At 65.6% G+C, this 13,489-nt stretch carries 4 protein-coding genes; all 4 read right to left on the bottom strand.

Features of this window, described 5'->3' with window-relative positions:
• Positions 1-13: 13 nt before the first annotated feature.
• From BBA01S_RS24110 to BBA01S_RS42440, 4 genes are read right to left on the bottom strand one after another with little or no spacing between them, the layout of a single operon-like run.
• Positions 14-1,492 carry an efflux RND transporter periplasmic adaptor subunit gene (locus BBA01S_RS24110; RefSeq protein ID WP_084162498.1) on the bottom strand — a complete coding sequence of 493 codons (1,479 nt, stop codon included), beginning with the start codon at positions 1,490-1,492 and terminating at the stop codon, positions 14-16.
• 4 nt (positions 1,493-1,496) lie between these two features.
• Positions 1,497-2,342, bottom strand: a complete 846-nt coding sequence (locus BBA01S_RS24105; protein ID WP_245641566.1) for an efflux RND transporter periplasmic adaptor subunit — start codon at positions 2,340-2,342, stop codon at positions 1,497-1,499.
• The gene (locus tag BBA01S_RS24100; RefSeq protein WP_027818698.1) at positions 2,339-3,997 is read right to left on the bottom strand and encodes a TolC family protein; all 1,659 of its coding nucleotides are present in this window, start codon (positions 3,995-3,997) and stop codon (positions 2,339-2,341) included. The genes BBA01S_RS24105 and BBA01S_RS24100 overlap by 4 nt, the downstream gene beginning before the upstream one ends.
• Positions 3,994-13,476, bottom strand: a complete 9,483-nt coding sequence (locus BBA01S_RS42440; protein WP_052391859.1) for a DUF4347 domain-containing protein — start codon at positions 13,474-13,476, stop codon at positions 3,994-3,996. Before BBA01S_RS42440 ends, BBA01S_RS24100 begins: the two co-directional genes overlap by 4 nt.
• Positions 13,477-13,489 lie beyond the last annotated feature (13 nt).

Here is a 13,489-nt window from a genome sequence, read left to right as displayed (position 1 = left end):
GAAGCAGCGAAAATCACCAGCCGAGCCATTGGCGCGCAAGCGCCAGCGGACGACGCAGCACGTAGTAGATGGCCGGCACCCAGGCGCCGTGGATGCGTGCGGTGCCCATCGCGCCCAGCGGCGCGTTCGTCTCGCCGCTCGCGAAACTCGCGCGTACGCGATAGGCCAGCACGCCTTCGGGCGTCGGTTCGGCGTGGTACGCGATCGAATCGATGCGCGCGTCGTAGCTCGCGAGCGGCGAGCTCTTCGGATACAGCGTGAGCGTCGCGCCCGGCTTCACGTCGATGTTGTCGGCGACGGGCAGCCAGACAGTCAACTCCACGCGCGCGGGATCGGCGATCAGCAGGATGCGCTCGCCGACGGACACCGCCTTGCCTGTCCATTCGTTCGGGTCGCCGAACACCGCCACGCCGTCTCGCGACGCGCTGACTTTCACGCGCGCCAGTTGCTGCGCGTTGTAATCGAGCGCCACCTGGCTCTGGTCGAGCTTGCCCTTGCGCTCGGCCATGTCGAGGCGCGTGCGGTCGTCGGTGACGGCAAGCTGGGCGGTCTGGCGAAACTCCTCCTGGGCCGTGTCGAAGTCCTTGCGCGCGAGCGCATAGCGCGACTGGAGCGTGGTGGCGTCCAGCCCCAGCAGCGGCGTGCCGCGCCGCACCGGCTGGTTCGGCTGCACGTAGAGACGGTCGATCACGCCGTCGAGCGGCGCGCGCACCACGAACGGATCTTTCGGCGTGACTTCGGCGGGCGCGAGCACGGTCAGGCGCAACGGCACCACGCAGGCGATCGCGAGCCCGATCAGCACGCGCCGTTGCGTGCGGCCCGGTTTCAGAACCGCGCGCGCGCGATCGAGCCAGGTCGCGTGCGGCGAGAAGGCGTCGAGGGCGTGGCCCCACACCAGGCCCAGTTCTTCGAGCAACGCGCAATCGGTCGCGCTCCAGGCTTCGTCGCGGGCGAACACCACGCCGCCCAGCGCGCGCCCGGCGCGGCCTGCCAGCGGCAGCCAGATGCCGTGGGCGGGCCACCAGGCTTGCCATTCGTCGGCCACGTGGGGCGCGTCGGCGCGCAGGTCATCGGCGGTGAAAGGCCGCACCTTCGGGCGCGCAGGCAGCACCGGCGCGGGCTGCCCTTCCACGCGTGCGGCCGCATCGGCATCCGGCGTAATCGGAGCGCCGCGCGCGAGCGTCTTGCACAGCCCCGCGAGCCACTGCACGTAAGGCGCGTTGGCGTCGCTCTGCGGCAGGCCGGAAACCGCCGCGATCGTGCCAGGCGCGCTGCCGCGCCACCACGCCGCCTGCCGGTACGGCAGCAAGGCCAGCGTCTCGTTGACGATCGTGAAGCCGAGCGTCGCCTCGCTACTGGCCGCGCGCGCACGCGCGCCGAGTTGCCAGAGCACCGCAAGCTGCTGCCCGTCGATGCGCACATGCGGCGCGCCGCCTGGCGCCCCGTGTTCCGTGCCTTGCCCCACGCCGCTGGGCGTTCCCGACTCGCTCATGATTTCAGTGCGCCGTGAACGTGGCCCAGCCACTCATGCCGGGCAGCAGGTCGGGCGCGCTGCCGCTCAGCGCCGCGGTCACGTCGACCGTCTGCGTGACCGGATCGACGCGTGCGCCGATGCGCGCCACCTTCGCGGGATACGTCTTGCCCACCTCGTCCACCTGCACGCTCAACGGATGGCCGGGCTTGAGCCACAGCAGCCACTTCGACGGCACGATCATCTTGAGTTCGAGATGGCTCGTATCGACGATGGTCAGCAGCGGCTTGCCGGCCTCGGCGAATTGCTGGGGCGCGGCGCTGCGCTTCGACACCCGGCCGTCGAACGGCGCGGCAATCGTGCATTTGCGCACCGTGGCCTGCATGTAAGCGACGTCGGCGGCACTCGCCTTGTGTTTCGCTTCGGCCTGCTGCACTTCAAGCTCGCCCACCGAATGCAGCGCGACCAGCTTGCGGTTTACATCAAGCAGGTCGCGTGCGCCGTCCGCGTCGGCCTGCGCCTTGCGCAACTGCGCGCTGTACAGCGAGCAATCGAGCGACACGAGCGTCTGCCCTGCGCGGAACGCGTCGCCGTCGCGAAACGGCAGCGAAGCGATCTTTGCGGAGATCTCGCTCGACACGTCCACCTGGTCGCGCGACACCAGCTGAATGCGGATCTTGCCGTCCGCGCCGTCTGCGGGCGCGGTTTGAAGTGCGGGTTGAGGTGCGGCTGGTGTAGCGGCTTGCGGTGCTGCTTTAGGCACGGCTTGCGGCGCTGCCTGAGGCGCGGCTTGCGCCGCCCAGGCGGACGCCGCCGTCGCAAACAACGCCACGCCCATTACCACTGTCCTGCGAATTGCAAACGGCTTCATTGCTGCGAAACTCCTGCTGCTGCATTGGCTGCATTGACTGCATTGGCCGCGGCGGTCGTCGTCGGGCCCGGCTGGGCGGCGCTCGGCATGCCGCCGCGCGCGAGCACATCCCAGCGCTTCTGCTCGTCGGCGATGGATTGCCTGAGCGAAGCGATATCGTGTGCATGCAGGCTGTCCGGCACCGGGTCGAGCCCGATCGTCGCCAGCATCTGCCCGTAGGCGCTCTCAAGCTCGCCATAGCTCTGGTAGACGCGCAGCTCGGACATCATTGCGCTCGTCGCCACGCGAATCTCCTCAAGCTTGCCCTGGGCGTTCGCGCGCGTTGCATTGCGCGTGTGCTCAAGGATCTGCTGATCGACGTCGTTGAGCTGCTTGAGCAGCGTGAACTGCCGCTCCTTCGCGCCCAGTTCGCTGCGCGCCACGTGAACCTGCGTGAGCACGGCCATGCTCAGCGCCATGCGCTGCGTCTTCGCGACTTCAAGCTGGGCTTCCGCCGTGCCGTGGATCGCCTTGTAATTGAGCAGGTTCAACAGGTTCCAGCTCACGCTGATGCCCGCAGCGCGCCATGCGTTGTAGACAAGAAAGCTGTTGCTGTCGTAATGGCCGCCGACTTCCAGCTCGATGCCGGGCAGCATCTTCGCCATCGCCTTGTGAGTCTCGTTGACGCTGATGCGCTCGTTGTAGCCCGCCTCCACGAGTTCAGGGCGACGTTGCAGCGCCATGTCCTCCATTTGCGGCATGGCCATCTCGAACTGCGGCACCGTGAAGTCCTCGGTGGCGGCGAGCGTGTAATCCTTGCCCGGCTCCAGGTTCATCAGCGAAGCCAGGCGCGGCTTGGCTTCTTCGAGCTGGTCGCGCACCGCTTCGAGCTGGCGCATCAGGTCGAGCAGCGCGTGCTGATAGTTGAGCGTGTCGATGGGCGAGCGCAGCCCCTGCTGCTGCGCCGCGCGCGAATCGTCGAGCGCCTGATGCGCCTGGTCGAGCAACGGCCCGATGCGGTCGTGCAGACGCTGCGCGCCAACGGCTTGCCAGTAGGCTTCGCGCACCTGCTGCATCATCAACTGCACGACCTTGCGGCGGCGTTGCTCAAGCACCAGCACGCGGTCGGCCTGTTCCTTCGCGTCGTAATAGCTCACGCCGAAATCGAGCAGGTTCCACGACAGCGTGAGATCGGCGGTGCGGTCGTTCTGGTCGGTCGAATAGGACGGGATCAGCGACTGCTCATTCGTGTAAAGACCTTGCGACGACGACGCGAGCGGATGATTGCGATTCGTATAACCGGCCTGCGCCGTGAGCTTGGGCAGCAGGTCGAAGTTCGACAGGTCGAGCTGATGCTGCGCGAGCGCCTCTTCCATCATCTTCAGACGATGATCGAGGTTGTAGCGGATCGCGCGCGCCATCGCTTCGTCCAGCGAGATCGGCCCGCTTACGGGCTGCTGGTTCGCGAACATCGACGTGCGATCGGCCTGTGCGGTCTGGGCGCGCTCGGCGTCGGTGAACGGCGTGGGCTTGATCGCGCAGCCGGACAGCCACAACACGGCGACGGACAATGCGACCAGCGTGGGGCGCGGTGCGCGCACCGCAAGCGACAGGGATTTCACGACGGTTGGTCTCTTCTCTGGAAATGAAAATACGGTGAATGAGCGCGCGGTCATACGTCCAGTCCTGGCGCGGTACGTTGGGCATCGTGCGTGCCGCCGCGAGCCACGGTCTGCGCGTGCGCGACATGCAGGGCTGCATGCGCGCTTGCGAACTGCGCGGCAAGCGACGGTTTGGCCAGCGAGGCATGCGGAGCGGTTTGCGCTACGCCGCCCTTGCTGGCGGGCGTCGTGCTGTGCTTGCCGCTCGGCGCAGCGCCTGCATCGTGTGCATTGCGAACACTGTGCGTGTCGAGCGACACCACCACTTCACGGCGCGTGACGTGGCCGGACGCATCGCGCGTCGTCAGCATCACGCGCACTTCGTGCACGCCCCTGGGCGGCACGCCGCTCAGTACGCCGCTGGCCGCGTCGTAGTGCAGCCAGGACGGCAACGGTTCGCCATCGGCCTGCGTGAGCGAGGTCGTGGACGCCCCCTGCTCGACATGCGCGCTGTGGCCGGGCGTCATCGACGTCAGCGAAAGCGAGAACGAGCCGTCGTCGTGATCCAGTGCGTGAACCTGCATCGAGGGCAAGGACTGCGCGGGCTCGGCGGCGTCGTTCACGATCGTCGGCACAATCGAACCGAGCGCATCGACATGGGTATCGCCCAGCGAGCGGCCATGCACGCCATCGGGCGTGAACGTGAAGCTGACCGGCACCACGATCGAACCGACATCGGGTGTCTGGGCGAACGTGTCGAGCACGATGAGCGGATTCGACACGCCGTCGTTTCGACCGCTGTTGTCGTTGACGATCAGCGGATTCGTGGACGGTGCGCCAGACGGCGGCGGCAAGCTGTGCGCGGTCGTCTGTGTCGACTGCGACGTCGCCGCCGAGGCGCCGGGCGTACCGGGCAGGATCGGCGTGCCGACGGGATCGGGCACGCCCGCGATCTGCAGCGTGCGCGTGACGCTCGCGCTCGTGGATGCGCCGTCGCTGACGGTGAAGGCGATCGAGCGCGTGCTGTCGTGATGTTCGGTCTGCGTGTCGCGATAGCCGATGCTGCCCAGCGCCGCCTGCCACTGCGCGAGCGTGGCCGTGCCGCTCGCCGAGCTGAGCTTGAGCACGCCCGTCGACGCATCGTAGCTGCCGGAAATGTCCCCGGTCGCGGCACTCGGCGTGAAGACCAGCAGGTCGTGCTGCGCGTCGAAGCTGCCGGTGAACGCAATGGTTGCGGACGTAGGCGGCGTGGCGTTCGCATCGGTGAGCGTGACGCCCGAGCCGAGGTTGAGCGTCGCGGTCTTGTCGCCGTTCGCCGTGTACGTGAGCGTCGATCCGTCGCCCGTGCCGACGCCCACGACCAGCGTCTGGTGCGTGGCGGTGACGGCGACCGTGCGCGTGATGGCCGTGCTCGTTTTCGTGCCGTCGTTCACGCTGAAGCTGATCGTGCGCTGCGTGGTGTCGGGCGCGGCTGCGGTGTCGGTATAGGTCACGCTGCGCAAGGCGGCCTGCCATTGCGCGAGTGTGGCCGTCGCGTGGCCCGAGGTCAGCGTGAGCGTGCCCGTTGCGGCGTTGTAGGTCGCCGTGATGTTGCCCATCGTCGCGCCGTCGTTGGCGAACGACAGCACGTCTTCGCCTGCGTGGAAGCCCGCGCCGATCTGTACCGTCGCCGACGACAACGTCGCGTTGTCGAGGTCGCTGACCGAAATGCCGTTGTCGATCACCACCGGCGTCGAGGCCGCATTGTCCGCCGAGACAAACGATGCACTGCCTGTATTGCTGCTCGACAACTGGGGCGTCTGGTCGGTATCCGTCACGCTGACGTTACGCGTAATCGCCGTGCTCGTTTTCGTGCCGTCGTTCACGCTGAAACTGATCGTGCGCGTCGTCGTATCGGGTGTGACTGCTGTGTCGGTATACGTCACGGCGCGTAGTGCCGCTTGCCATTGCGCCAGCGTTGCCGTTGCGCTGCCCGAGGTCAGGGTCAGCGTGCCTGTCGCGGCGTTGTAGGTCGCCGTGATATTGCCCATCGTCGCGTGGTCGTTGGCGAACAACAGCACGTCTTCGCCAGCGTGGAAGCCCGCGCCAATCTGCACCGTCGCAGACGACAACGTCGCGTTGTCGAGGTCGCTTACCGAAATGCCGTTGTCGATCACCACTGGCGTCGATGCCGCGTTGTCAGCCGCAGTGAACGAAGCTGCACCCGTGTTGCTGCTCGATAGAACCGGCGTCTGATCCGTGTCCGCCACACTGACGTTACGCGTAATCGCCGTGCTTGTTTTCGTGCCGTCGTTCACGCTGAAACTGATTGTGCGCGTCGTCGTATCGGGCGTCACTGCTGTATCGGTGTACGTCACGGCGCGCAAGGCCGACTGCCATTGCGCCAGCGTGGCCGATGCGCCGCCCGAGGTCAGTGTGAGCGTGCCCGTCGCAGCGTCATAGCTCGCCGTGATATCGCCCATCGTCGCGCCATCGTTCACGAACGACAGCACGTCTTCGCCTGCATGGAAACCCGCGCCAATCTGCACCGTCGCCGAAGCCAGCGTCGTGTTGTCCAGATCGCTCACCGCAATGCCGTTGTCGATCACCACTGGCGTCGATGCCGCATTATCGCCAGCGACGAACGATGCCGAACCCGTGTTGCTGCTCGACAGAACCGGCGTCTGATCCGTGTCCGCCACGGTCACGTCACGCGAAATCGTCGTGCTCGTTTTCGTGCCGTCGTTCACGCTGAAACTGATTGTGCGCGTCGTCGTATCGGGCGTGACCGCCGTATCGGTGTACGTCACAGCGCTCAAGGCCGACTGCCATTGCGCGAGCGTCGCTGTGGCGCCGCTCGAAGCGAGGGTCAGCGTGCCGGTCGCGGCGTTGTAGCTCGCCGTGATATCGCCCATCGTCGCGCCATCGTTCACGAACGACAGTACGTCTTCGCCGATATGGAAGCCCGCGCCAATCTGCACCGTCGCCGAAGACAGCGTCGTGTTGTCCAGGTCGCTCACCGAAATGCCGTTGTCAATCACCACCGGCGTCGAAGCCGCATTGTCGCCAGCAACGAACGATGCCGAACCCGTATTGCTGCTCGACAGAACCGGCGTCTGATCCGTGTCCGTCACGGTCACGTCACGCGTAATCGCCGTGCTCGTTTTCGTGCCGTCGTTCACGCTGAAACTGATCGTGCGCGTCGTCGTATCGGGTGTGACTGCCGTATCGGTGTACGTCACAGCGCTCAAGGCCGACTGCCACTGCGCCAGCGTCGCCGTCGCACTGCCCGAGGTCAGCGTGAGCGTGCCCGTCGCGGCGTTGTAGCTCGCCGTGATATCGCCCATCGTCGCGCCGTCGTTCACGAACGACAGCACGTCTTCTCCTGCGTGGAAGCCCGCGCCGATCTGCACCGTCGCCGAAGCCAGCGTCGTGTTGTCCAGATCGCTCACCGAAATGCCGTTGTCGATCACCACCGGCGTCGAAGCCACATTGTCGGCCGCAGTAAACGAAGCCGAACCCGTGTTGCTGCTCGACAGCACCGGCGTCTGATCCGTGTCCGCCACGGACACATTCCGCGTAATCGCCGAGCTCGTTTTCGTGCCGTCATTGACGCTGAAACTGATCGTGCGCGTCGTCGTATCGGGCGTGATCGCCGAATCGATATACGTCACGGCGCGCAAGGCGGACTGCCATTGCGCGAGCGTCGCCGTCGCGCCGCTCGAAGCGAGGATCAGCGTGCCGGTCGCGGCGTTGTAGCTCGCCGTGATGTTGCCCATCGTCGCGCCATCGTTCACAAACGACAGTACGTCTTCGCCGATATGGAAGCCCGCGCCAATCTGCACCGTCGCCGACGACAACGTCGTGTTGTCGAGGTCGCTCACCGAAATGCCGTTGTCGATCACCACCGGCGTCGCAGGCGCGTTGTCGCCAGCAACGAACGAGGCCGAGCCTGTATTGCTGCTCGACAGAACCGGCGTCTGATCCGTGTCCGTCACGGTCACGTTACGCGTAATCGCCGAGCTCGTTTTCGTGCCGTCGTTGACGCTGAAACTGATCGTGCGCGTCGTCGTGTCGGGCGTGATCGCCGTATCGGTATACGTCACAGCGCTCAAGGCCGACTGCCACTGAGCGAGCGTCGCCGTCGCGCTGCCCGAGGTCAGCGTGAGCGTGCCCGTCGCAGCGTCATAGCTGGCCGTGATGTTGCCCATCGTCGCGCCGTCGTTGACGAACCCGAGCACGTCTTCGCCTGCATGGAAGCCCGCGCCGATCTGCACCGTCGCCGACGACAGCGTCGTGTTATCCAGGTCGCTCACCGAAATGCCGTTGTCGATCACCACCGGCGTCGAAGCCGTATTGTCGCCAGCGACAAACGAGGCCGAACCCGTGTTGATACTCGACAGAATCGGCGTCTGGTCGGTCTGCGCGATCGTGACGGTGCGCGTGAGCGCGGTGCTTGTCTGCGTTCCGTCGCTCACGCTGAAGCTGATCGTGCGCGTGGCGGCATTGGGCGTGACCGCTGTATCGGTGTACGTCACCGAGCGCAGCGCCGACTGCCATTGCGCCAGCGTGGCGGAGCCACTGACCGAGTTGAGCGTCAGCACGCCCGTAATGGCGTTATAGGTGCCGGTGATGTCACCCATCGTCAAACCATCGTTCATGAAGCCGAGCACATCCTCGCCGGAATGCATATTGCCCGTGATCGCAACCGTTGCGGTGTCAACCACATTGCCGAGCGGGTCGGCCAGGCTCAGGTTGCCGTCCACCGTCACCGGCGTGCTTACCGAGTTATCGCCCGCGACGAACGACGCGCTGCCCGTGCTCGTGGTCGAGAGCACAGGTGCGGAACTCACCACGTCAATCGAATAGCTGAGCGCGGTGCTGGTTTTCGTGCCGTCGTTGGCCGTGATCGAGAGCGTGCGCGTGCCCGTGCCGACGCTCGTACTGGTCGAAAACTGGATGCCGTCGAGAATCGCATTCCACTGCGCGAGCGTCTTGCCGCTTGCCGAAGTGACGATGAACTCGCCATTGACGCCGTTGAAGCTCGCCGTAAATCCGGTGCCCATCGTCGCGTTGTTGTAGTTCAGCGCCAGCAGGTCGCCGCTCTGGAAGCCCGAGGCGAACTGGATCGTGATCGTCATGGGCAACGCGGGCGTCGCCACGCTGTCGCGGTCGCTCAAGGTCAAGCCGCTATCGAGGTTCTGCGCCGATGTGCCTTGCAGATAGGTCAGGCTGCTTTGCGAAGCGGTCAGCACTGGCGTCTGGTCGGTGTCCGCCACGGTGACGGTGCGGGTTACCGAGGTGCTGTTTTTCGTGCCGTCGCTCACGGTAAACGAGATCGTGCGCGTGGCGGCAGCGGGCGTGATCGCCGTGTCGGTGTAAGTCACCGAACGCAAGGCCGCCTGCCATTGCGCGAGCGTCGACGCCCCACCCGAAGAAAGGATCAGCACGCCGGTCGAGCTATTGTAGGTCGCCGTGATATCGCCAAAGCTGCCTGCGCCCAACGCCAGCACATCTTCGCCCGCGTGGAAATTGCCCGTGATGGCGACGGTTCCGGATTGCATCGTCGGGCTATCGAGATCGCTCAGCGCGATGCCCGTATCGACCGCGACCGGCGTGGATGCCACGTTGTCGCCTGCCGTGAAAGCGGCCGAGCCGCTCGAAGTCGTGAGCACCGGCGACTGGTCGGTGCTCACCACGTTGACCGAGCGCGTCCACGCGGTGCTGCTCTTGACGCCGTCGTTGACGACGAAGCTGATCGTGCGCGTCGCCGTGCTGGGCGACGGCGCGGTATCGTCGAACGTGAGCGAGCGTAGCGCCGACTGCCATTGCGCAAGCGTGGCCGTGCCGCCCACCGAATTCAGCGTCAGCACACCATTCGAGTACACGCCGATGATGTTGCCCATCGTCGCGCCGTCGTTCACGAAGCCGATCACGTCGCCCTGGCTGTCGTAGTTGCCGATCGTGACGGTCGCCGACTGCAGCGTGGTGTTGTCGCGATCGCTCAAGGTGATGCCGCTGTCGATCGTCACAGGCGTCGAGGCGACGTTGTCGCCCTGGGTGAACGTCACGCTGCCGCTTGAGCCGCCGATGAGCGGCGTCTGGTCGGTGTCGCTCACCTGCACGCCCACCGAGTAGGCCGTGCTGGTTTTCGAGCCGTCGCTCACCGCAAACGACACGGTGCGCGTGCCCGTGTACGGCGTGATTGCGGTGGACGTATACGTGACGGACTGCAGTGCGTTGTCCCACTGCGCGAGCGTGGCGAGCGCCCCCGACGACGTCATCGTCAGCACGCCGGTGGCGCTGTTGTAGCTCGCAACGATATTGCCGAACTGCGTTGAACTGGTGTTGATGAAGCTCAGTATGTCGCCGGTGCGGAAATTGCCGGTGATGCTCACGCTCGCCGCTGCGAGCGTCGTGTTGTCGAGATCCGAAACCGTCACGTCCGTTGCTATCGCAACCGGTGTGGACGTAACGTTGTCGCCCGCCACGAACGACGCCGCTGCGCCGCCGCCGCCAATGAGCGGCGTCTGGTCGGTGTCAGTCACCGTGACGGTGCGCGTTGCCACCGTGCTTGACTGCGTGCTGTCGTTGATCTGGAAGCTGATCGTGCGCGTCGCGCTGGTCGGCGTGACTGCCGTGTCGGTGTACGTCACCGAGCGCAGCGCCGACTGCCATTGCGCGAGCGTCGCCGTGCCGCTTGACGACACGAGCGTGAGCACGCCCGTCGAGAAGTTATAGGCGCCGTAGATGTCACCCATCGTCGCGCCGTCGTTGGAGTAGCCCAGCACGTCTTCGCCGATCTGGTGGTTGCCGGTAATGGAAACCGTTGCGCTGGCAAGCGTGTTGCTGTTCGGATCCGTGACGGTCAGGCCCGGGTCGATCGCAACCGGCGTGGATGCCACGTTGTCGCCCGCGACGAACGATGCCGAGCCACCATCGGTGGTCACGGCCGGCCCGTTCGACACGACGACGTTATGGCTGAGCGCTGTGCTGCTCTTGACGCCATCGTTCACCGTGAACGAAACCGTGCGCGTGCCGCTGACCGCGCCGCTCGCGTTTGAAAAGCTCACCGAGTCGAGCGCCGCCTGCCATTGCGCAAGCGTGGCCGTCGCGCCCGACGAAGAGAGCGTGAGCACGCCCGTGCCCGCGTTGAACGCGCCCGAGATGTTGCCGTATGCGCCGTTCGTAATCGAGAGCACATCGCCGATCTGGAAGCCCGACGAAATCGATATCGTCGCCGCTGAAAGCGTGGTGTTATCGAGGTCGCTCACCGTCAAGCCGCTGTCGATCGCGACCGCCGCCCCGCCCGCCTGGTACGAGGTCGAGCCGCCGCTGTCCGCCAGTGTCGGCGTCTGGTCGACGTCGGTCACCGTCACGGTACGCGTGGCGACCGTGCTCGTGTAGATGCTGTCGCTGGCCTGGAACGACAGGGTGCGTGTGGCGCTGTTCGGCGTGACCGCCATATCGACGTACGTCACCTCGCGCAGCGCCGCCTGCCACTGCGCGAGCGTAGCCGTGCCGCCCGCCGACGTCATCGTGAGCACGCCGGTGTTGCGGTTGTAGCTCGCCGCGATATTGCCCATCGTGCCGTCGTTGGTGAAGGCCAGCACATCTTCGCTTGCATGGAAGTTGCCGGTGATCGACACCGTTGCGCTCGTGAGCGTCGTGCTCGTGACGTCGCTCAACGTCAGGCCCGAGTCGATGGCGACCGGTGTGCTCGGAGCGTTATCGGCCGCCACGAATGCCGCCGATCCGGAATCCGTCACGATCGACGGCCCCGCCTTCACGGCGACCGTGTGCGTCACCGTGTTGCTCGTCGCATAGCCGTCGTTGACGGCATAGGTAATCGTGCGGTTGCCCGGGCTCGTACCGCTGGGGGTCGCAAACGTCACGGCGTCCAGCGCGGCCTGCCATTGCGCAATCGTCGCGGTATTGCCGGACGAGCTGAGCGAGAGCACATGCGTCGTGAGGTTGTACGAACTCGTGATGTTGCCGTAAAGCGTGGAATTCGTATTCGCGAAGCTGAGAATATCGTTGGCCTGCGCGCCGCTGCCGATCGTCACGGTGGCGGTTTGCGGAACGAGGCCGTTGGCGTCGGCCACGGTGACCGTGTTGTCGATCACCGTCTGGGTCGAGCCCACCGTATAGTTTGTCGTCGCGCCAGCCGTGTTGCTCAGGGCGGGAGCCGGGTCGCTGTACACCATGCGACCGAGATTCAACCCGATATTGCCGCCGGTGATCGTGATGGTGGTGGCATTGGCGAACGAACTGTGTCCGGCGAAGCTGATTTCTTCCGGTGTCCAGTCGCCGTTGCTCGTGAAGACGATGGCATCGCTCGCATTGCCGTCCGCAGTGATCGTCACGGTGCTGTCGGCGGCCGCGTCGATATCGAGCGTTTGCAGATTGATATGCTTGCCGCCCGTCAGCGTCAACGTGACCGTAGTGATGCCGCCTTTCCCTTGCATATCGAACAACAGTGCGCCGGAGTTTGCGCTCGCAGCCGACAGGGCCTGCATATAGGGATCCGATCCCGTCGCCGTTTCCACTGCCACATCGGTCGTGTAGGTGATGCCGTCCAGCGTGAACGAGGTCACGTCCGAACCGGTATCGAAGGACGTGTTGAAGTTCTCGACGCTTTGCGCGAGCAGCCCGTCATACTGCTGCTCGGCCGCCGCCGAAACAATCACGTCCGTGCGCACGTCGCCCACGTGATATTCGAGCGTCCAGTCGCCGCCCAGCGCCGTCGCGCCCGTCGCGTCCGTTGAGGCCGCAACGTTCAGGTGCGTGAGCGTCGCGATCTGTTGCACGAGCGCCTTGCCGCTCGCGTCTTCCGCCACGTCGCAGCCATAGATCAGGAAATCGCCGCCCGGCTTCATCGCCGCGCCGATGGCCGTCAGTTCCGCGCTGTATGCCGAGAGGTCGCCCAGGTTCAGCCAGGCCGAACCGGCCTGGATTTCGCCGTCCGCGCCGTGCGAAATGAGGTGGATCGCACTCACGCCCGAGTGCGTCTGCAGGTACTGCGCGATCTGCGCGAAGCCGTCGCTGTTCGCGTCGAGCACGACAACCTGCGTGCCCGCGGGCAAGCCGGTGAGCAGCGTCTGGTAGTTGGCAACCGCGGGATCGACGAACACGACTTGATGCGAGCCGCTGGTATCGCGCGCGCTGGCTGCGGCTTCGAGCGCGCTGACCGTGGCGGCTTGCGTCGTATCGGTGGTGGTGGTCGTGCTGGCCGTCGTGCTGTTCTTCGCGGTGTCGGTGTTCGCGCCAGTCTTCGCGCTGGAACTCTGCGAGGACGACGCGGACGACGACTTCGTCGAAGAAGACGAAGACGTATCGCCGGTCGCGGCATTGGCGGGAGTCGTCGTCTCAGTCTGGGTGCGATGCGCGGTTTCGTGCGTGTGCTCGTGCGCAGCTTCATGCGCATGCGCGGCAGGCGCCACCGCCGCCACCGACGCGTCGTACACCACACGCGGCTCAAGCGCCAGCATCAGCGGGGCCGCGGAGGTGCGCGGCGTGCGCGCGACGGCGCCCGCATTCCAGCGCTCCAGGATGTGTTTGACGATCTTGTTCATGACTATGACGACT

Origin of the sequence: Paraburkholderia bannensis NBRC 103871, from assembly GCF_000685015.1 — a bacterium.
GTDB classification, from domain to species: domain Bacteria; phylum Pseudomonadota; class Gammaproteobacteria; order Burkholderiales; family Burkholderiaceae; genus Paraburkholderia; species Paraburkholderia bannensis.
This window is presented reverse-complemented; position numbering and strand designations above follow the sequence as displayed.